Raw genomic sequence first — 18,881 nt, 5'->3', positions numbered from 1 at the left:
GTCCATATGGCGTAGGCCGCGCCGAGCGGGCAGTTCGTACAGTTTGTATCAGGCCGCGCGGCGCGCCCTGCTACGCCACCGACCCCCACAGATCGTGCGCATCGGCCCGCGCCACGCGCACCGACACGATGTCGCCGGTCTTGTAGCGCTTCCACGGCTTGTCGGCCGGCGCGATGAATACCTTGCCGTCGATCTCGGGCGCGTCGGCCATCGATCGCGCCACGCCGCCGTCCGGCCCGGCCTCGTCCACCAGGCACTTGACCGTCTTGCCGACCTTGCGCGCCAGCCGCTTGCGCGAGATGGCCTCCTGCACTTGCATGAACCGCGCCTGGCGCGCCGCGCGGACCTCGTCGGGCACCGGGTCGGGCAATTCGTTGGCCGTGGCGCCTTCCACCGGCGAATAGGCGAAACAGCCCACGCGGTCGAGCTCGGCCTCGCGCAGGAAGTCGAGCATCTCTTCGAATTCGGCCTCGGTTTCGCCGGGGAAGCCGGCGATGAAGGTGCTGCGGATGGTCAGGTCCGGACAGATCGCGCGCCAGGCGCGGATACGGTCCAGGTTCCGCTCGGACGAGGCCGGCCGCTTCATCAGCTTGAGGATGCGCGGGCTGGCGTGCTGGAACGGCACGTCGAGGTAAGGCAGCACGCGGCCGCCGCCGGCGTGGGTCTGGTTCATCAGCGGCAGCACTTCGTCCACGTGCGGATAGGGGTAGACGTAGTGCAGCCGCACCCAGGCGCCCAGCTGCGACAGCTCGCGCACCAGTTCGGTCATGCGGGTACGCACCGCGCGGCCGTCGACGAAGCCGGTGCGGTACTTGAGGTCGACGCCGTAGGCGCTGGTGTCCTGCGAGATGACCAGCAGTTCCTTGACGCCGGCCTTGACCAGGTTCTCGGCCTCGCGCATTACCTCGTGGATCGGCCGCGAAACCAGGTCGCCCCGCATCGACGGGATGATGCAGAAGCTGCAGCGGTGGTTGCAGCCTTCGGAAATCTTCAGGTAGGCGTAGTGGCGCGGCGTGAGCCGCACGCCCTGCGGCGGCACCAGATCGCTGAACGGATCGTGCGGCCGCGGCAGGTGGGTGTGGACGGCTTCCATCACCTCGTGGGCGGCGTGCGGGCCCGTCACGGCCAGCACCTTGGGATGGATCTTCTCGATCACGCCGCTGCCGTCGGCCTCTTTCTTGGCGCCCAGGCAGCCGGTAACGATCACCCGGCCGTTGGCCTGCAGCGCCTCGCCGATGGCGTCCAGGCTCTCCTTGACGGCGTCGTCGATGAAGCCGCAGGTGTTGACGATGACCAGGTCGGCGCCTTCATAGGTCTTGGACGTGTCGTAGCCTTCGGCGCGCAGCCGGGTCAGGATCTGCTCGGAATCGGACAGGGCCTTCGGACAGCCGAGCGACACGAAGCCGATGCGGGGCGCATCGGCCGACAGGTTTTCTTGCAATACGGAGGGCATCGCGGGGGCGGCCGCGCTGGCGCGGCCGGCAGGTAAAGGGCAATCCGCCATTTTACCGGGCGGCGGCGCCCTGCGGCCACCGCGCCGGCCGGACTGTCGCGGCGGCGCCGCGGCCGCTATTTGCGCTCGGGCTCTTTCGGCGGCTGGGCGAACGGGAAGGTGGTGAACATGGACCGCGTCTGGTTCTGCATCTGGTCTTGCATCTGCACGAACAGGTTCTTGCTCTGCTCGATGTAGTTGCTCATCATGCTCTGGATCATCGGCGTCTGCACGTTCATGAACTGCGCCCAGGCCTCGGGCCCGAACTGCGTGCCGTACAGGCTCTTGGACTGCTCGCCCAGCTTGTTCTGGATCTCCATGAAGGCCTGGATGTTCTTTTCCAGGTAGGCGCCCATGATGCCCTGCATGGCATGGCCGTAGAAGCGGATGATCTGCGCCAGCATGCCCGAGGTGAACATCGGCGCGCCGGCGGTTTCTTCTTCAAGGATGATCTGCAGCAGGATGCTGCGGGTCAGGTCCTCGCCCGACTTGGCGTCGACCACCTGGAATTCGGCCGTCTCGAGCACCAGCTGCTTGACGTCGGCCAGCGTGATGTACGTGCTGGTCTGGGTATCGTACAGCCGGCGATTCGGATATTTCTTGATCAGTCTCGTTGTTTTACCGGCCCCACCTTGCTGCGCCATGCCTGCCCCCAAAGCTCACCTATCCTACGAAGCAGCATGGGGCCAAGCCCCATGTCCGCAGCCAAGTGTAGTCCAAGCCGCGCCCTCGCTTGCGCGACCCGCATTGGTGCTTACCCCATGTGGAGGCCGCCGTTGATCGAGAAGTCGGCGCCGGTGGCGAAGCCCGCGTCGTCGGAGGCCAGCCACACGACCATGGAGCCGATCTCGTCCGGCGTGCCCAGGCGCTTGACCGGGATGGTGTCGACGATCTTCTCCAGCACGTCGGGGCGGATCGCGCGCACCATGTCGGTTCCGATGTAGCCGGGCGATACGGTGTTGACGGTCACGCCCTTGGAGGCCACCTCCTGTGCCAGCGCCATGGTGAAGCCGTGGATGCCGGCCTTGGCGGTGGAGTAGTTCGTCTGGCCGAACTGGCCTTTCTGGCCGTTGACCGAGCTGATGTTGATGATGCGCCCCCAGCGCCGCTCGACCATGTCGTCGATTACCTGCTTGGTAACGTTGAACAGGCTGTTGAGGTTGGTATCGATCACCGCGCGCCAGTCGTCGAGCGACATCTTGCGGAACATGCCGTCGCGCGTGATGCCGGCATTGTTGACCAGCACGTCGACCGGGCCCAGCTCTTCCTTGACCTTGGCGAAGGCGGCGCGGGTGGATTCCCAGTCGGCCACGTTGCCGGTGGAAGCATGGAAGCGATAGCCGAGCGCGGACTGTTCCTCCAGCCATTGGACGGCGTTGCGGCTGGGGCCGCAGCCGGCCACCACGGTGAAGCCGGCCTTGGCCAGGCGCTGGCAGATGACGGTGCCGATGCCGCCCATGCCGCCCGTCACGTAAGCAATTTTTCCTGCCATGATGTCCTCCTTGGTGTGCGGCCGGCTCCGGGCCCGCCGCGGTAGCGTCAGGTGGCCCGGGCGCGCACGTAGCGTCCGGGCGCGGGTTCGATCGGGGGATGCCTGGCGCTGCCGGGCCCCTTGGGCGCGGCCGCCAGCGCGCCGGAACGCGCGCGCAGCCATTGCGACCAGTCGGTCCACCAGCTGCCCGGTTTTTCCTGCGCGCCGGCCAGCCAGGCCTGCGCGCCGTCGGCCGGCGCGTCGTTGACCCAGTAGCTGCGCTTGTTGCGCGAGGCCGGGTTGATGACGCCGGCGATGTGGCCGGAGGCGCCCAGCACGAAGCGGGTCGGCCCGCGCAGGATGCCGGTGGAGGCGTAGGCCGAGGTCCAAGGCACGATGTGGTCTTCGCGCGAGCCGTACACATAGGCCGGCAGGTCGAGCCGGGTCAGATCGAGCGGCACGCCGCACACGGTCAGCCGGCCCGGCACGCGCAGGCTGTTCTCGAGATAGGTATGGCGCAGGTACCAGGCGTACAGCGGCCCCGGCAGGTTGGTGCTGTCGGCGTTCCAGTACAGCAGGTCGAACGGCGACGGCGCCTCGCCCTTCAGGTAGTTGTTGACGACGTAGTTCCAGACCAGGTCGTTGGGCCGCAGGAAGGCGAAGGTGCCGGCCAGCTCGCGCGCCGCCAGCAGGCCGCCGCGGGCGAACTGCTGCTCGCGCAGCTGGACCTGGGCGGCGTCGATGAAGACCTCCAGCACGCCGGTGTCGCTGAAGTCGAGCAGCGCGGTCAGCAGCGTGAGCGAGGCCACGCGGTTCTGGCGGCGCGCCTTCAGCACGGCCAGCGCGGTGGCCAGCAGCGTGCCGCCCACGCAGAAACCCAGCGCGTTGACCTGGCGCTGGCCGGAAATCTCGCGCGTGACGTCGATGGCGCGGATCACGCCCTCTTCCACGTAGTCGTCCCAGCCGGCGTGGTCGAGGCCGTCGGGCTCGCCCGGCAGCGGATTGCGCCACGACATCAGGAACACCTGCACGCCCTGCTCCAGCGCAAAGCGCACCAGCGAGTTGTGGGGCTGCAGGTCGAGGATGTAGAACTTGTTGATGCAGGGCGGCACGATAAGAAGCGGCCGCGCGTGGACCTTGGGGGTGCGCGGCGCATACTGGATCAGCTGGAACAGCGGGTTCTCGAACACCACGCTGCCTTCGGTGACGGCCAGGTTCTCGCCCACGCCGAACGAGGACTCGTCGGTATGCGAGATGCGGCCCTTGCGCAGGTCGCCCAGCAGATTGGCGATGCCGTGCTGCAGGCTTTCGCCGCCGGACTCCACGAAACGCCGCTGGGCGTCGGGGTTGAAGGCCAGGAAGTTGGACGGCGCCATGGCCTCGATCCACTGCATCAGCGCGAAGTTCAGCCGTGCGCGCAGGCTTTCCGGCGCGTCGACGCTGTCGGCCATGCGGCGCAGCGTGCGGGCCGACAGCAGGTAGGCATGGGCGATGAAATTGTGCGGGCTGGCACGCCAGGCCTCGCCGGCGAAGCGCGGATCGTCGATCGGCGCCAGTTCGCCACGCGATGCTGCATTGCACAATCCTGCCCAGTCATGGGCGAAATCCTGCTGGATGCGAACGAGTTCTTCGGCCGGCGGCGCGGCCGCGGGGAAGGCGGCGGGGGCCGCGCCCGGAGGCAGCGCGAAGGAGGGGGGCACGGCCTGCGCCGCAGGGCCCAGCGCGCGCTGCCAGGCCTGCGCCCACGCCAAGGGGTTCATTGAATCCACTTCGGAATGACTCACTACGAACGCCTTTGGTCGTGTCGATGTCGCTATAGCCCAATAGTGCATAAGCGCGGCAACGCGTGTCAAATCGGGCTGCACGGCCATGTGGCGCGGGCCGCTTGCGTCCCCATGGTGGTGCGCAAAACACGGTTTTACGCGCAGCCGTGGGGCGGCTCCGCCCCGATTTGGAAGTCGTTCGCCGGCAGGCCGGGTTTGGTAGATTAGCGGTATCGTCCCTCGATTTTCCCTGGCCGCTTTTGATGCACGTCACACTTCTGGTCGCCATCGGCTGGCTTTATGTCACGGTGCTGATGTCCCTCGCGCAGGACTCGGTGCTGGCCGGCATCGGCACGCTGCTGTTCTACGGGCTGCTGCCGCTGGCCATCGTGCTCTACCTGATGCTCGCGCCGGCCCGCCGCCGGCGCCGGCTGGCGCTCGAGGCCGAGGCACTGGCGCGCGAGCGCGCCGCTCGCGCCGCGCCGCCGGAAGCACGATAGGCCGCCGCCGGGCCGCCCCAGCCGGCCGCATCCCCTCGGGAAACAGCCGTGCAGGCGCCGTGCAGGCGCATGAAGGCCACGGGCTACGCCTCCAGCCAAGCCAGCGTGGCGAAGCGGCCGGTGCGGCCGTCGCGGCGATAGGAGAAGAAGCGGTCGCTCTCGGCCACCGTGCACAGGCCGCTGTGGACCACCACGCCCACGCCGGCGCGCCGCAGGCGATGCTGCGCCAGGGCCGGCAGGTCGGCCAGCCACTTGGGCGCGCCTTGCGCGTCGTGGCCGCCGGTGGCGGCGAAGGCGCAGGCGCAGGCCGGGTCTTCGGCCACGAAAGCCGCCCGCACCTCGTCGCCCACCTCGAAGGCCTGCGGGCCGATGGCCGGCCCCAGCCAGGCGCGGACCGGCACGCCGGGCCCGACCGCCATCGCGGTCACCGCCTGTTCGAGCACGCCGGCCAGCAGCCCGCGCCAGCCGGCATGGGCCACGGCCAGCACGCTGGAACGGGCGTCGGCGATGACCACCGGCAGGCAGTCGGCCGTCATGATGGCCAGCACCGTGCCGGGCCGGCGCGTGACGGCGGCGTCGGCCCGCGGCACCGCGTCGGCCGGCAAGGCGTCGACGTCGGCCACCGCGGTGCCGTGCACCTGCTCGAGCCAGCGCGGGGCGCCCGGCAGCAGCCGCTGCAGGCGTTCACGATTGGCCGCCACCGCGGCCGGCTCGTCGCCCACGTGGGCGCCCAGGTTGAAGCCGCCGAACGGCCCGGCGCTGGCGCCGCCGGCGCGGGTGGTGCAGGCCATCCGCACGCCGGGCCAGGCCGGCCCCGGCAGCAGTAGCGGGCTCCCGGGAGCGGGCGATGTCGCGGGTTCCATAGCGGTCCTCCATAGTGCGGGCGCGCTCTGCACGCATGGCATAACGCTATCATGTCCGGCCGCGGGGGGCCTTGGCGCGGGGCCCGCCGCGTGGGTTCGCCAGGGCGCCGGGCCCGGCATCTCCCCGTCCGGCCGCCAGGCCGGGCCGTCAAGCCCAGGCCTCCAGGCCAGACCTCCAGGGCAGGACGCCCAGCCAGAGCCGCAGGCCGGGGCCGTCAATCCTCCCTGTCCTCGTCCCGTACGTCGTCCCGCGCCGCGTCGTCCTGCCAATCAATGGCGTCGATCACCGCCTGCATGTCGGCCGGGGGCTCGGCGGTGAAGACGACCGGTTCGCCGGTGGCGGGGTCGTCGAAGCGCAGGCGGCGCGCGTGCAGCATCTGGCGCGCCGCCGGCGCCACCAGCTTGCCGCCGTACAGCGTGTCGGCCAGCAGCGGATGGCCGATGCTGGCCAGGTGCACGCGGATCTGGTGGGTGCGGCCGGTTTCGAGCCGGCAGTGGATCTCGGTCACCGGCATCGCCGCGCCCAGCGTGCCGCGGCGCACGGCCTGGTAGTGGGTGATGGCCGGCTTGGCGGCGGTCGGGCGATCCACGCTCATCCGCACCGGCACCCGCGGATCGCGCCCGATGGGGCGATCGATCGTGCCTTCGCCGCGCAGGTGGCCGCCGGCCAGCGCCACGTAGCGGCGCCCCACCGTGCGCGCCTGCAGCTGGCGCACCAGGGCCGTCTGCGCGGTGTCGGTGCGCGCCACCACCATCAGGCCGGAGGTGTCCTTGTCGAGCCGGTGCACGATCCCGGCGCGCGCCACCCGTTCCAGTTCGGGATAGCGGTACAGCAGGCCGTTGAGCAGCGTGCCCTGCCAGTTGCCGGCGCCGGGGTGCACCACCAGGCCGACCGGCTTGTCGACCACGATCCATTCCGCGCTTTCGGCCACTACCGGGAACGGCACCGGCTCCGGCGCGAAGGCGCGGGCCTGCGGGTCGGGTTCTTCCCACACGGTGAGCGCGTCGCCGGGTCCGACGATGCGGCGCACCGTGGCCGCCTCGCCATTGACCAGCACGCCGCCGCGCTCGATCCAGCCCTGCAGGCGGCTGCGCGAATGGGCCGGCAGCAGCCGGGCCAGGACTTTGTCGAGGCGGTCGGCGCGCGTGTCGGCCGGCAGCGGCAGCAGCAGCGGCTCGGCATCCTGGAATTCGGGGTCGGGGGCAGGATGGTCTGGCATGGAATGCATGGGCCTGGCGGCCGGGGCGAATATAATCGGAGCGATCAATCAGGACCGGTCAATCGGGACCGGCCAACCGGTGAGGAATCCCGCCATGCAGTTCGATACAACCGCCGACACTCTCTCGATGCCGTCCGCCGGCACCGGCGCCGGCTGGCAGGCCCGCGCCCTGCGTTTCGCATTCGCCCTGGCCTGCGCGCTGGCCATTGCCCTGCTGGCAGGGTGCGCCTCGAACGGCAAGGAATACGACGAAACCGTCGGCTGGAGCGCCGAGCGATTGTACAAGGAGGCCAAGGACGAGATGAGCACCGGCAACTGGACGCAGGCGTCCAAGCTGCTGGAAAAGCTCGAATCGCGTTATCCGTTCGGCGTCTATGCCCAGCAGGCGCAGATCGACATCGCCTACGTCTACTGGAAGGACGGCTCCAACGCCCAGGCGCTGGCGGCGATCGACCGCTTCGAGCGGCTGCATCCGAACCACCCCAATCTGGACTACATGCTGTACCTGCGAGGCCTGATCAACTTCTACCAGGAGAGCGCGATGCTCTCCAGCCTGACCCGGCAGGATCCCAGCGAGCGCGACCCGAAGGGCGCCCGCGAATCGTTCGAGGCCTTCAAGACCCTGGTGGCGCGCTTTCCCGACAGCAGCTACGCGCCCGACGCGCGGCTGCGGCTGAACTACCTGGTCAACTCGATCGCGATGAACGAGGTGCACGTGGCCCGCATGTACCTGGAGCGCGGCGCCTACGTGGCCGCGGTCAACCGGGCGCAGACGGCGGTGCGCGACTTCCAGGGCGCGCCGGCGGTGGAGGAGGCGCTCTACATCATGGTCCAGGGCTACGACAGGCTCGGCATGGACAAGCTGCGCGACGACGCGGCGCGCGTGCTGAACGCGAACTATCCCGACAGCACCTATATGAAGAACGGCTTCGGCAAGCCCAAGACCGCCTGGTGGCAAATCTGGTAGGGGTTGGCCCCCCTACGCGCCTGGCGCGCCCCTCAAGGGGCGGCACTGGCGGACCGGCGGAGCCGGATCCGCGGTGCCCTGGATGGGCCGGTCTTACTGGCACGCCTGCTCTACGCGTTCTGCGTAGAAGGCGGTTACGTCGTCGAGGTTGCGCGTGCGGGGGAACGGCGGCAGGCCGCGCCATAGCAGCTTGCCGTAGGGTTTCTCGACCAGTCGGCGGTCGCCCACCATCAGCACGCCCCAGTCGCGCTCGCTGCGGATCAGCCGGCCGGCGCCCTGTTTCAGCGCGATGGCGGCTTCGGGCAATTGATATTCGAAGAAGGGATTGCCGCCGCGCTCGCGGCAGGCGCGGATGCGGGCGTCCAGCACCGGGTCGTCGGGCGGCGCGAACGGCAGCTTGTCGATCGCCACCAGCGTCAGCGCGTCGCCGGGCACGTCGATGCCCTCCCAGAAACTGGCGCTGCCCACCAGCACCGCGTGCGGGCTGCTGCGGAAGCGCTCGAGCAATTCGCGCCGCGAACGCTCGCCCTGGCGGAACAGCGGCCAGTCCCAGCCGCGTTCTTCGAAGGCCTCGGCCAGCAGGCCGGCCACCTTGTCGACCGCGCGCAGCGTGGTGCACAACACCAGCGCCGAGCCGCGGCTGGCGGCCAGCACCGGCAGCAGCGCCTCGACGAAGCCTTCGGTGAAGCGCGGATCCTGCGGCGCCGGCACGCCGTGCGGCACGAACAGGCGGCCATGGGCGGCGTAGTCGAACGGCGATTCCCAGCGGCCGGTGGTCACGTCGCGCAGCCCCAGCTGGCGGGTGAAATGGGAGAAATCGCCGTGCACCGATAGCGTGGCCGAGGTCAGGATCCAGGCCTGGCCGCCGGGCCGGTATTGCGAGAAGGCTTCGGCTACCGACAGCGGCGCGGTATGCAGGCGGACGTGGCCGTTGGCGGCCTCGACCCAGCGCACCCAGCCGTCGTCGGCGTGGCCGCCGGCGCGGTCGTCGGCGCCGTTGCCGCGGCCGCCCGCGCGGTCCTCGGCATCGCGGTTGCCAACGCCGGCCGTACCGCCGCCATCATGGCTGCCGGACGCTGCGGCGGGCTCGTCCCAGGCACTGTCGGTATCCGACATGCGCGGCAGCGGCTCGGCATGGGCCTCGGCCCAGCGGCCCAGCCGCGCGATCAGGTCGGGACCGCGCTTGGCGACGAGGTCGAGGTCGGGATGGCGCGCGCCGGCCGCGGCCAGCGTGCGGCCCAGGGTATGGACGGCGGCGATGGCCTGCTCCACCGCGCGCTCGAAGGCGCCGGCGTCGGGCAAGGCATCGAAGGTGCTGCGCTGGCCGGGCGCCTTTTCGATCGGCGCGCAGGCCAGCCGCAAATCGAGGGCGGCGCGTTCCACCGCCTGGGCCAGCAGCGGCCAGTCGGCGCTTTCGCGCGCGTGCGACAGGCCGGCCGCGGTGGCGTCGCGGGCGAAATCGAGCAGCTGGTGCGACGACACCGATTCGCCCAGGAAGCGCGTGGCGGCCGCCGGCAGCTGGTGCGCCTCGTCGAACACCACGGTGTCGGCGGCCGGCAGCAGGTCGGTGATGCCTTCGTCTTTCAGGGCCAGGTCGGCCAGGAACAGCGCGTGGTTGACCACCACCACGTCGGCCTCGGCGGCGCTCTTGCGCGCCTGCATCACGAAACAGTCGCGAAACGACGGGCAGTCGGAGCCCAGGCAGTTGTCGCGGGTGGAGGTGACGCGGTGCCAGATGTCGGCGTTCTCGGGCACGTCGGCCAGCTCGGCCTTGTCGCCGCTGCGCGTGCGGCCGGCGAATTCCTCGATGCGGCGCAACTGCGCGGCCTCGAAGCGCGAACCCAGGCGGCCGTCGGCCAGCGTGCGCTCCAGGTGGTGGCGGCACAGGTAGTTGGCCCGGCCTTTCAGCAGCGCGGCGACCACCGGCAGCGCCAGCGCCTTGCGCACCGCCGGCAGGTCGCGCGCGAAAAGCTGGTCTTGCAGCGTCTTGGTGCCGGTCGAAACCAGCACCTTGCCGCCGGCCGCCACCACCGGCACCAGGTAGGCGAAGGTCTTGCCGGTGCCGGTACCCGCCTCGGCCACCAGCGTGCCGCGATTTTCCAGCGTCTCGGCGATGGCGCGGGCCAGCTCGACCTGCTGCGGCCGGGTCCGGTAGCCGGGCAGCCCGCGCGCCAGCGGGCCGGCCTCGGCGAACAGCGCGGCGATCTCGTCGGCGGTCATGCGGGAATGTCAGGCACCAGCCGCATCTGCAGCGCGACGACCTGGTCCTTGATCTGCAGCTTGCGCTTCTTCAGCCGTCGCAGCATCAGCTCGTCGACCGCCGGATCGGCCGCCAGGCGGTCGATGGCGGCGTCGAGATCGCGGTGTTCGGACTGCAGCGCTGCAATGCGCTGGACGACGAGTTGGGCTTCCATCATTTGACCGTATCGGGGTTGGGCGGCGCCGGGGGCGCCTCGCCCCTCAGCCTGGCCGCTTCCGCTTCGCGCAGCGCGCGCCGCTCGGCGCGGCGCGCCTCGGCCTGCTTGCGCCGCTCGGCCTTCTTTTCGGCGTCGGCCCGGGCCTCTTCCTGTTTGCGGGCGTAGGCCTCGCGGTTGCGGGCGCGCACCTCGGGATCGTCGACCGCGCGCGGGCCGGGCAGCTGGCGGTCGCCTTGCCTGGGGGTGCCCTGGGGCGGGACGGGGCCTTCGGGCGGGGCCGACGGCGCGGGCTGCCCGGCGGCCTGTTCGCGGCGGCTGGCGGCGCGTTCGGCGTTGCGGGCGTCGCGCTGGGCGTTTTCTTCGGCCAGCTTGGCGCGCCGCTCGCGCGAGCGGGCCTCGCGCAGGTAACGGTCGGCCCGCAGGCGGTCGGCGTCGGCCTGCGCCACGGCACGGTCGCGCGCCTCGCGCGCCTGGTCGCTGCAGTGGTTGGCGAAGAACTTGTTCATGCACTGCGCGACGTCGCGCTGGTACTTGTCGACGGCCTGCCGGTGCGCTTCGCGGGCGGCGTTTTCGGCCGCCTGGGCGGCTTCGACCGACGCGAACCCGGGCGCGGCAGGCGCCTGTGCTGCGGCAGGCGCCGTGGCGCCGGCCTGGACCTGGTGCATCGCCGGGGCTGGCGCGCCGGCCTCGGCCTGGGCCCGGGCGCCGCCAGCCGGCAGCGCGCAGCCCGCCAGGACGATCAGCGCGGCGGCCAGGGCGCGGCGGGCGCTGCGCGGCGCGCCGGGGTGGAACGGAGTGCTGGGCATGAGGAACGAATGTGGCAAAATCCGCGGCTTCAATTTCAAGGTCAAGGCAGGACGGACTCGATGTCGATGGTCACCGACCCGAACGGCGCGCTCGACGCCCAAGCCCAATCCCGTATTATCGCCCAGTTGGTGCAGGAACTCGGCGCCCGCCCGGATCAAATCGGCGCAGCCGTGGCCCTGCTCGACGACGGCGCCACCGTGCCGTTCATCGCCCGCTACCGCAAGGAAGCCACCGGCGGGCTGGACGACACCGTGCTGCGCAACCTGGAACTGCGCCTGGAATACCTGCGCGACATGGAAAGCCGGCGCGCCGCCATCCTGGCCTCGATCGACCAGCAGGGCAAGCTCACGCCGGAGTTGCGCGAAGCGATCCAGGCGGCCGATTCCAAGCAGCGGCTGGAAGACCTCTACGCGCCGTACAAGCCCAAGCGCCGCACGCGCGCCCAGATCGCCCGCGAGGCCGGCCTGGAGCCGCTGGCCGACGCCATCCTGGCCGACCGCTCGGCCGATCCGCAGGCGCTGGCGGCCGGCTACGTCAACGCCGAAGCCGGCCTGGCCGACGCCAAGGCCGCGCTCGACGGCGCGCGCGACATCCTGACCGAGCGTTTCGCCGAGAACGCCGACGTGCTGGAAAACCTGCGCGGCCACCTGTGGGGCACCGGCCTGGTCTACTCCAAGGTGGCCGAGGGCAAGGAAGCCGAAGGCGCCAATTTCCGCGACTGGTTCGATTTCAGCGAACCGCTGCGCACCCTGCCCTCGCACCGCGTGCTGGCCCTGCTGCGCGGCCGCCAGCAAGGCGTGCTGGAACTGCGCCTGGGCCTGGATCCCGAACTGGAGGCGCAACTGCCTCATCCCTGCGTGGCGCGCATCGCCGCCGTGCTGGGGCTGGACGGGCTGTTCGCGCCGGCCGCCGGCCCGCGCGACAAATGGCTGGGCGAAGTCTGCCGCTGGACATGGCGGGTCAAGCTGCTGTCGTCGTTCGAGACCGAATTGATCGGTCGCCTGCGCGAACAGGCCGAGGCCGAGGCGATCCGCGTGTTCGCCATGAACCTGAAAGACCTGCTGCTGGCCGCCCCGGCCGGCCCGAAGGCGGTGCTGGGCCTGGACCCGGGGATCCGCACCGGCGTCAAGGTGGCGGCCATCGACCGCACCGGCAAGCTGCTGGAAACCGCCACTATCTACCCGCACGAGCCGCGCCGCGACTGGGACGGCTCGCTGCACACCCTGGCGCAGATCGCCCGCCGCCACCGCATCGAGCTGATCGCGATCGGCAACGGCACGGCCTCGCGCGAAACCGAAAAGCTGGCCGCCGACCTGATGAAGCGGCACCCGGAGCTCGGGTTGACGCGGATCGTGGTATCGGAGGCCGGCGCTTCGGTCTATTCGGCATCCGAACTGGCCGCTGCCGAATTCCCCGACCTCGACGTGAGCCTGCGCGGCGCGGTGTCGATCGCGCGGCGCCTGCAGGATCCGCTGGCCGAGCTGGTCAAGATCGACCCGAAATCGATCGGCGTCGGCCAGTACCAGCACGACGTCGACCAGCGCGAACTGGCGCGCATGCTCGACAGCGTGGTGGAAGACTGCGTGAATGCGGTCGGGGTCGACGTCAACACCGCCTCGGCCGCGCTGCTGACGCGGGTGTCCGGCCTGAACTCGGCGCTGGCGCGCAATATCGTGGCCTGGCGCGACCAGCACGGCGCCTTCGCGTCGCGCGCCAGGCTGATGGACGTGCCGCGCTTCGGCGACAAGGCCTTCGAGCAGGCCGCCGGCTTCCTGCGCGTGGCCAATGGCGAGAACCCGCTCGACTGTTCCGCGGTACACCCCGAGGCCTATCCCGTGGTCGAGCGCATCCTGGCCAAGATCCAGGCCGACATCCGCAAGGTGATCGGCAACCGCGAGGCGCTCAAGGGCTTGTCGCCGGCCCAGTTCACCGACGAGCGCTTCGGCCTGCCCACGGTCAAGGACATCTTCGGCGAGCTGGAAAAGCCCGGGCGCGACCCGCGGCCCGAGTTCAAGACCGCCTCGTTCAAGGAAGGCGTGGAAACGCTGAAGGACCTGCTGCCCGGCATGGTACTGGAAGGCGTGGTGACCAACGTGGCCAACTTCGGCGCCTTCGTCGACATCGGCGTGCATCAGGACGGGCTGGTGCACATCTCGGCGCTGTCGGAAAAATTCGTCAAGGATCCGCGCGACGTGGTGCGCGTGGGGCAGACCGTCACGGTGAAGGTGCTGGAGGTGGACCTGCAGCGCCAGCGCATCGCGCTGACCATGCGGATGAGCGACGACGCGGCGCCGGCCCGGCGCGGCGGCGAGGCGGCCGGCGGGGGCGGAGGCGGCCAGGGCGGCCGGCGGCCGGCCCGGCGCGAGGAACCCGCGCCGCAGGGCGCGATGGCGGCGGCGTTCGCCAAGCTCAAGCGCTGATCCCGCGCTGGCCGCGTGGGCCGGCGCGACCGCATCCCGGTCTTCGCGACCGGCGGCGACGCCACGCCGCTCCTCACAGGCGGGGCGGGCCACCCCCGAGCGCTGCGTTTTTTGCAGCGCTCCGTCCATTTTTTAGCGCTGGTCCGAAACGCTGGCTCTTCGTAGAGTGCCTGACATCCGCGGTTTTTCTTGCGCTGCAACACGCAGCGCCGAAGAACCGGCAGAACGCGATTTCAGCCAGGAGCACGCCAGCGCCATGCCCACCGTCCGCCAAGCTTTCGTCCATCGTTTCGCCGCGTCCGCGCCGGACGACCTGGACGCGATGGAAGCCGCCGTCCGCCGCGGCGAGCTCGACCCCGCCGGCATCGTCGCGGTGCTGGGCAAGACCGAAGGCAACGGCTGCGTCAACGATTTCACCCGCGGCTTCGCCAGCCTGGCCCTGAAACAGGGCATCGCCGCCTGGTCCGGCCGCAGCGTGGAGTCCGTGGGCCGCGACGTGGCCATCGTCATGTCGGGCGGCACCGAGGGCGGGCTGTCGCCCCACTGGCTGGTGTTCGAAGTGCGCGAGGCGCCGGCCGGCACGCCGGCCGCCGCCCTGCCCGCGCTGGCCGTGGGCGTGGCGATGACGCGCCCCTTCGCGCCCGAGGAAATCGGCCGCCTGCCGCAGATCCGCGCCACCGCCGACGCCGTGGCCGCTGCGATGCGGCAGGCCGGCATCGACTCGGCCGCCGACGTGCACTACGTGCAGGTCAAGTGCCCGCTGCTGACCAAGGCCCGCATCGAGGCGGCCGCGGCGCGCGGCCGGGACGTGGCCACCGGCGACACCTACCTGTCGATGGGCTATTCGCGCGGCGCCTCGGCGCTGGGCGTGGCGCTGGCATTGGGCGAAGTGCGCGAAGGCGAACTCGGCGACGGCGCCGTCTGCGCCCGGCCCGACCTGTATTCCGGCCGCGCCAGCACCTCGGCCGGCATCGAACTGATGGAGAACCAGGTGATGGTGCTCGGCAACAGCCGCGCCTGGGCCGGCGAACTGGCGATCGGCCACGGCGTGATGCAGGACCCGATCGACGTCGACGCCGTCGCGCAGGCGCTGGAGCAGGTCGGCCTGCGCGCCGGGCTGCGCCTGGCCGATGCCGACCGCGCCCGCGTGGCCGCCGTGCTGGCCAAGGCCGAACCCACCTGCAACGGCCTGATCCGCGGCCGCCGCCACGTCATGCTCGACGACAGCGACATCCACGCCTCGCGCCACGCCCGCGCCCTGGTGGGCGGCGTGCTGGCCGGCGTATTCGGCGACACCCAGCTGTTCGTGTCCGGCGGCGCCGAGCACCAGGGCCCCGACGGCGGCGGCCCGGTGGCCGTGATCGCCCGCCGCTGAGCGCCCTTCCCCTTTTCGCATCCCCCACCAGGAAACGACCATGAGCGACAGAAGAGCCTTCCTCAAGAGCAGCCTCGGCACCGGCGCCTTCCTCACGCTGGCATCGGCCCAGGCCTGGCTGGCCGCCATGCCGGCGGCGCGGGCGCAGGCGCCGGCGGCCAAGGTCACGCTGCAGCTCAACTGGTTCAAGAGCGTGCAGCAGGGCGGCCATTTCGTGGCCATCGAAAAAGGCTTCTTCCGCGACGAAGGCATCGACTGCGAGGTGATCCAGGGCGGCCCCGGCGTCGATTCCATCGGCCTGGTCGCCTCGGGCCGCGCGATGATCGGCGACCGCGATTCCTCCAACGTGCTGCTGGCGCGCGTCAAGGGCATCCCGATCAAGGGCTTCGCCGCCACCTACCAGACCAGCCCGTTCTGCATGATGTCGCTGGCCTCCAAGCCGGTACGCGGCGTGGGCGACATGGTGGGCAAGACCATCGCCATCCCGACCCAGCGGCGCGCGCCGCTGACGGCCATCCTCAAGCGCCAGGGCATCGATCCTTCCAAGGTGAATTTCGTGCCCACCGGCGGCGACGCCGGCGTGCTGGCCAGCGGCCAGGTCGACGCCTATTTCGGCTGGATCACCAACGAAGGGCTGAGCCTGAAGCTGCGCGGCGTCGAGCTGTTCGCGGTGCCGGTGGACGACCTGGGCGACCCGACCTACCCGCAGGTGATGTTCGCCACCGACCAGACCCTGGCCACCCGCGCCGACCTGCTGCTGCGCTGGCTGCGCGCCGAGGTCAAGGGCTGGGGCTGGATGGCCGACAACCCCGAGGAAACCGCGCGCATGGTGGTGGCCAAGTACGGCAACAGCGGGCTCGACCTCAAGCAGCAGATCGAGGAGGCCAAGGCCTACACGCCCTACATCAAGGGCGCGGCCGGCTCGCGCGTGATGTGGATCGACGCCGCCATGTTCGAAGCCGGCAAGAAGCTGGCGCGCGAGGCGGGCGCGATGCCGGCCGACCTGCCGACCGCGGATTTCTATACCCAGGCCATCGTCAGGCAGGCCTACGCCAATGCGTAGCGCGCGGTCTTCCGGGCTGCGGGCGATACCGGGCGGCGCAGCCGCCGGCACCGCGCCGGCCCGCCCCGCGCCAGGCGGCCCGGCGCAGGAATTCGTCAAGGTCGACCGGGTGGGCATGCGGTTCGACATCGGCGGCAAGGCGTTCACGGCGCTCGACGACGTTTCCCTGACGCTGGAGCGCGGCAGCTTCGCCGCCATCATCGGCCCCAGCGGCTGCGGCAAGTCGACCCTGCTGCGGCTGATCGCCGACATCCTGCAGCCGACCGCCGGCAGCATCTCGATCGAAGGCCTGCCGCCGGCGCAGGCGCGCGCCGACCGCCGCATCGGCTTCGTGTTCCAGGAAGCCACGCTGCTGCCTTGGCGCACGGTGATCGACAACATCGCGCTGCCGCTGGAGATCGTCGGCGCGCGGCCCGGCGCCGGCATCTATTCGCCGCAGTCGCTGCTGCGCCTGGTGGGCCTGGAAGGCTTCGCGCAGGCCCTGCCGCAGCAGCTGTCGGGCGGCATGCAGCAGCGCGTGGCGATCGCCCGCGCGCTGGTGCTGCAGCCCGACGTGCTGCTGATGGACGAGCCGTTCGGCGCGCTGGACGAGATCACGCGCCAGAAGATGAATTTCGAGCTGCTGCGCATCTGGGAAGAGACCCGCACCACTGCGCTGCTGGTCACCCACAGCATTGCGGAAGCGGTGTTCATGTCGGACCGCGTCTACGTGATGTCGGCGCGGCCCGGCCGGCTGGAGCAGGTCGTGCCGGTCGACCTGCCGCGCCCGCGCACCGCGGCCCACATGCGCACGCCGGGTTTTGCCGAGCTGGTCAACACGATCCGCGACGCGCTGCTGCGCGGGGAGCCGCAGGCATGACGGCCGGCGGCCACATCCCGGCCGCCGCGCCGGATGCGATGCGCCCGACCGCCGCGCCGGACAAGGCCGGCACGCCGGGCGCTCCCGGAGCGCGACAGGGCCGCGGCATGCGCCTGGGCCGCGTCGGCCGCCCGCTCGACGTCGCGGCGGCGGCGCTGGCGCTGCTGCAATGCGCCGGGCTGGCCGGCCTGCTGCCGCCCACGATTCCGTCGCCGGCCGCGATCCTGCGCGCGCTGCAGCAGGACTACCCGCTGCTGGCCGGCCACACCGCCGCCACGCTGGAGGCGGCCGCCGTCGGCTTCGCGGCCGCGCTGGCCGTCGGCCTCGTGCTGATGGCGATCGTCGCCTTCGTGCCGCCGCTCGAATCGCTGGTCTACAACGCCGCGCTGATCCTGCACACCTTGCCGCTGCTGGTGCTGGCGCCGATCCTGGTGATCTGGTTCGGCCTGGGCATGGAGGCCCGCATCATCATCTCGGCCCTGGCCGCCTACTACGCCATCCTGATGGGCGCGCTGCACGGCCTGCGCGCCAGCCCGCGCAGCGCCGGCGAACTGATGCGCCTGCTGTCGGCCTCGCGCATGCAGGTATTCCGCAAGGTCACCCTGCCCTATGCGCTGCCGGCCCTGTTCGCCGGCGTCAAGATCGGCGCCACCGGCGCCGTGCTGGGCGCCGTCATCGCCGAATGGACCGGCGCCGAACGCGGGCTGGGCGTGATGATGGCGTACTCGCTGTTCTCGTTCCAGGTGCCGCGCGTCTGGCTGACCATGTTCACGATGATGGTCGTGGCCGTGGCCGTGTACGCGCTGGTGCAGGCGGCGGAACGCCGGCTGCTGCGCTGGGCCCGCCCGGCCGGAGGCGAACCGGCATGAAGCTCGCCCGGCGGATCTTCGTCTCGATAGGCCTGGCGGCCGCCTGCCTGGCCGGCGCCGTGGCGCTGTGGTACGGCATCATCCACGCGCTCGGCCTGCAGCCCTACATCCTGCCCACGCCCAAGGCGGTGGCCATGGCGTTGGGCGCGCAGTACCGCGTGCTGCTGGGCTACCTGGCGGCCACGCTGGGCAGCGGGCTGGCCGGCATCTGCATCAGCACCGTGCTGGCCTTCGCCTGCGCGGCCGCCTTCGCCTCCAACCCGAGGCTGGCCGATACCTTCATGCCCTTCATGGTGGCCGTCAAGAACGCGCCGGTGGTGGCGCTGGCGCCGCTGGTGATGCTGTTCCTGGGCCGCGGGCTGGCCACCTCGGTGGTGGTGGTGATGGTGGTGTCCTTCCTGCCGATGCTGGTCAATTGCCTGCAAGGCTTCCAGGCCGCCAACCGCCGCCACCTGGAACTGATGCACGTCTACGCGGCGCGGGCCGACCAGGTGTTCTGGAAGGTCCGCTTTCCCTTCGCGCTGCCCTATGTGTTCGCCGGCCTGCGCACCGCGGTGCCGGCCGCCGTGCTGGGCGCGCTGCTGGCCGAGTGGCTGACCGGCGCCAAGGGCATCGGCAGCTTCATCCTCGAAACCGCTTCCATGCGCGACATGGACGTGCTGTGGGCCGGCATCGTCGTCTGCATGGGGGCGAGCATGGCCCTGTTCTGGCTCACCGTGCTGGCCGAACGGTTCGTCCAGCGCCGCATCCCGGCCGCCTAGCCGGAATTCCCCTTACCGACCTGCGCAACCAAGG

At 70.9% G+C, this 18,881-nt stretch carries 17 protein-coding genes; 8 read left to right on the top strand and 9 right to left on the bottom strand.

Annotation, left to right across the window (positions count from 1 at the left end):
* Positions 1-70: 70 nt before the first annotated feature.
* The 4 genes from rimO to ABD927_RS17275 form a co-directional block, all read right to left on the bottom strand.
* Positions 71-1,453 carry a 30S ribosomal protein S12 methylthiotransferase RimO gene (gene rimO / locus ABD927_RS17290; protein WP_345251088.1) on the bottom strand — a complete coding sequence of 461 codons (1,383 nt, stop codon included), beginning with the start codon at positions 1,451-1,453 and terminating at the stop codon, positions 71-73.
* Positions 1,454-1,569: 116 nt separating this feature from the next.
* Positions 1,570-2,136 carry a polyhydroxyalkanoate synthesis repressor PhaR gene (phaR, locus tag ABD927_RS17285; RefSeq protein ID WP_345251087.1) on the bottom strand — a complete coding sequence of 189 codons (567 nt, stop codon included), beginning with the start codon at positions 2,134-2,136 and terminating at the stop codon, positions 1,570-1,572.
* 110 nt (positions 2,137-2,246) lie between these two features.
* Positions 2,247-2,984, bottom strand: coding sequence for an acetoacetyl-CoA reductase (gene phbB / locus ABD927_RS17280; protein WP_345251086.1), 738 nt, complete (start codon positions 2,982-2,984; stop codon positions 2,247-2,249).
* Between the two features lie 47 nt (positions 2,985-3,031).
* Complete coding sequence (locus ABD927_RS17275; protein WP_345251085.1) at positions 3,032-4,723, bottom strand: PHA/PHB synthase family protein; 1,692 nt, start codon at positions 4,721-4,723, stop codon at positions 3,032-3,034.
* 266 nt (positions 4,724-4,989) lie between these two features.
* On the opposite strand from ABD927_RS17275, the gene ABD927_RS17270 reads away from it, so the two are divergent.
* Positions 4,990-5,226, top strand: coding sequence for a hypothetical protein (locus tag ABD927_RS17270; RefSeq protein ID WP_345251084.1), 237 nt, complete (start codon positions 4,990-4,992; stop codon positions 5,224-5,226).
* An 83-nt stretch (positions 5,227-5,309) separates the two neighbouring features.
* Here the strand turns inward: ABD927_RS17270 and pgeF are convergent, their stop codons facing one another.
* Complete coding sequence (gene pgeF, locus ABD927_RS17265) at positions 5,310-6,089, bottom strand: peptidoglycan editing factor PgeF (RefSeq protein ID WP_425570289.1); 780 nt, start codon at positions 6,087-6,089, stop codon at positions 5,310-5,312.
* 215 nt (positions 6,090-6,304) lie between these two features.
* Positions 6,305-7,309, bottom strand: coding sequence for an RluA family pseudouridine synthase (locus ABD927_RS17260; protein WP_345251083.1), 1,005 nt, complete (start codon positions 7,307-7,309; stop codon positions 6,305-6,307).
* Between the two features lie 127 nt (positions 7,310-7,436).
* On the opposite strand from ABD927_RS17260, the gene ABD927_RS17255 reads away from it, so the two are divergent.
* The gene (locus tag ABD927_RS17255) at positions 7,437-8,276 is read left to right on the top strand and encodes an outer membrane protein assembly factor BamD (protein WP_345251151.1); all 840 of its coding nucleotides are present in this window, start codon (positions 7,437-7,439) and stop codon (positions 8,274-8,276) included.
* A gap of 93 nt (positions 8,277-8,369) precedes the next feature.
* Here ABD927_RS17255 and yoaA read toward each other — a convergent pair whose 3' ends face one another.
* From yoaA to ABD927_RS17240, 3 genes are read right to left on the bottom strand one after another with little or no spacing between them, the layout of a single operon-like run.
* Positions 8,370-10,496: a DNA repair helicase YoaA gene (gene yoaA / locus ABD927_RS17250; protein WP_345251082.1), complete on the bottom strand. Its 2,127-nt coding sequence runs from the start codon at positions 10,494-10,496 to the stop codon at positions 8,370-8,372.
* On the bottom strand, positions 10,493-10,693 hold the full coding sequence (locus ABD927_RS17245) for a YdcH family protein (protein WP_425570288.1): 201 nt from the start codon (positions 10,691-10,693) through the stop codon (positions 10,493-10,495). The genes yoaA and ABD927_RS17245 overlap by 4 nt, the downstream gene beginning before the upstream one ends.
* Positions 10,690-11,499: a hypothetical protein gene (locus ABD927_RS17240; RefSeq protein ID WP_345251081.1), complete on the bottom strand. Its 810-nt coding sequence runs from the start codon at positions 11,497-11,499 to the stop codon at positions 10,690-10,692. The genes ABD927_RS17245 and ABD927_RS17240 overlap by 4 nt, the downstream gene beginning before the upstream one ends.
* Positions 11,500-11,559: 60 nt before the next feature.
* Between ABD927_RS17240 and ABD927_RS17235 the strand changes: the two genes are divergently transcribed.
* From ABD927_RS17235 to ABD927_RS17210, 6 genes are all read left to right on the top strand, one after another.
* A complete protein-coding gene (locus ABD927_RS17235) occupies positions 11,560-13,920 on the top strand; it encodes a Tex family protein (RefSeq protein WP_345251080.1) in 2,361 nt (786 codons plus the stop codon).
* Between the two features lie 256 nt (positions 13,921-14,176).
* The gene (gene atzD, locus ABD927_RS17230) at positions 14,177-15,295 is read left to right on the top strand and encodes a cyanuric acid amidohydrolase (protein ID WP_345251079.1); all 1,119 of its coding nucleotides are present in this window, start codon (positions 14,177-14,179) and stop codon (positions 15,293-15,295) included.
* A 40-nt stretch (positions 15,296-15,335) separates the two neighbouring features.
* Positions 15,336-16,358, top strand: coding sequence for an ABC transporter substrate-binding protein (locus ABD927_RS17225; protein ID WP_345251078.1), 1,023 nt, complete (start codon positions 15,336-15,338; stop codon positions 16,356-16,358).
* Positions 16,351-17,217, top strand: coding sequence for an ABC transporter ATP-binding protein (locus ABD927_RS17220; RefSeq protein WP_345251077.1), 867 nt, complete (start codon positions 16,351-16,353; stop codon positions 17,215-17,217). Before ABD927_RS17225 ends, ABD927_RS17220 begins: the two co-directional genes overlap by 8 nt.
* Positions 17,214-18,086 carry an ABC transporter permease gene (locus ABD927_RS17215; protein ID WP_345251076.1) on the top strand — a complete coding sequence of 291 codons (873 nt, stop codon included), beginning with the start codon at positions 17,214-17,216 and terminating at the stop codon, positions 18,084-18,086. Before ABD927_RS17220 ends, ABD927_RS17215 begins: the two co-directional genes overlap by 4 nt.
* Positions 18,083-18,847, top strand: coding sequence for an ABC transporter permease (locus ABD927_RS17210; RefSeq protein ID WP_345251075.1), 765 nt, complete (start codon positions 18,083-18,085; stop codon positions 18,845-18,847). Before ABD927_RS17215 ends, ABD927_RS17210 begins: the two co-directional genes overlap by 4 nt.
* Positions 18,848-18,881: the final 34 nt, after the last annotated feature.

The sequence above is a fragment of the Pigmentiphaga soli genome (assembly GCF_039541095.1).
Taxonomy (GTDB): domain Bacteria; phylum Pseudomonadota; class Gammaproteobacteria; order Burkholderiales; family Burkholderiaceae_B; genus Pigmentiphaga; species Pigmentiphaga soli.
Note: the sequence above shows the minus strand (reverse complement) of the source record. Positions and strands in the feature narration are given on the sequence as shown.

Excerpts from the sequence above, each read along its gene's own strand:
- rimO (WP_345251088.1), bottom strand. The coding sequence starts at position 1,453 with ATGCCCTCCGTATTGCAAGAAAACCTGTCGGCCGATGCGCCCCGCATC.
- phaR (WP_345251087.1), bottom strand. The coding sequence starts at position 2,136 with ATGGCGCAGCAAGGTGGGGCCGGTAAAACAACGAGACTGATCAAGAAA.
- phbB (WP_345251086.1), bottom strand. The coding sequence starts at position 2,984 with ATGGCAGGAAAAATTGCTTACGTGACGGGCGGCATGGGCGGCATCGGC.
- ABD927_RS17275 (WP_345251085.1), bottom strand. The coding sequence starts at position 4,723 with ATGAACCCCTTGGCGTGGGCGCAGGCCTGGCAGCGCGCGCTGGGCCCT.
- ABD927_RS17270 (WP_345251084.1), top strand. The coding sequence starts at position 4,990 with ATGCACGTCACACTTCTGGTCGCCATCGGCTGGCTTTATGTCACGGTG.
- pgeF (WP_425570289.1), bottom strand. The coding sequence starts at position 6,089 with ATGGAACCCGCGACATCGCCCGCTCCCGGGAGCCCGCTACTGCTGCCG.
- ABD927_RS17260 (WP_345251083.1), bottom strand. The coding sequence starts at position 7,309 with ATGCCAGACCATCCTGCCCCCGACCCCGAATTCCAGGATGCCGAGCCG.
- ABD927_RS17255 (WP_345251151.1), top strand. The coding sequence starts at position 7,437 with ATGCCGTCCGCCGGCACCGGCGCCGGCTGGCAGGCCCGCGCCCTGCGT.
- yoaA (WP_345251082.1), bottom strand. The coding sequence starts at position 10,496 with ATGACCGCCGACGAGATCGCCGCGCTGTTCGCCGAGGCCGGCCCGCTG.
- ABD927_RS17245 (WP_425570288.1), bottom strand. The coding sequence starts at position 10,693 with ATGATGGAAGCCCAACTCGTCGTCCAGCGCATTGCAGCGCTGCAGTCC.
- ABD927_RS17240 (WP_345251081.1), bottom strand. The coding sequence starts at position 11,499 with ATGCCCAGCACTCCGTTCCACCCCGGCGCGCCGCGCAGCGCCCGCCGC.
- ABD927_RS17235 (WP_345251080.1), top strand. The coding sequence starts at position 11,560 with ATGTCGATGGTCACCGACCCGAACGGCGCGCTCGACGCCCAAGCCCAA.
- atzD (WP_345251079.1), top strand. The coding sequence starts at position 14,177 with ATGCCCACCGTCCGCCAAGCTTTCGTCCATCGTTTCGCCGCGTCCGCG.
- ABD927_RS17225 (WP_345251078.1), top strand. The coding sequence starts at position 15,336 with ATGAGCGACAGAAGAGCCTTCCTCAAGAGCAGCCTCGGCACCGGCGCC.
- ABD927_RS17220 (WP_345251077.1), top strand. The coding sequence starts at position 16,351 with ATGCGTAGCGCGCGGTCTTCCGGGCTGCGGGCGATACCGGGCGGCGCA.
- ABD927_RS17215 (WP_345251076.1), top strand. The coding sequence starts at position 17,214 with ATGACGGCCGGCGGCCACATCCCGGCCGCCGCGCCGGATGCGATGCGC.
- ABD927_RS17210 (WP_345251075.1), top strand. The coding sequence starts at position 18,083 with ATGAAGCTCGCCCGGCGGATCTTCGTCTCGATAGGCCTGGCGGCCGCC.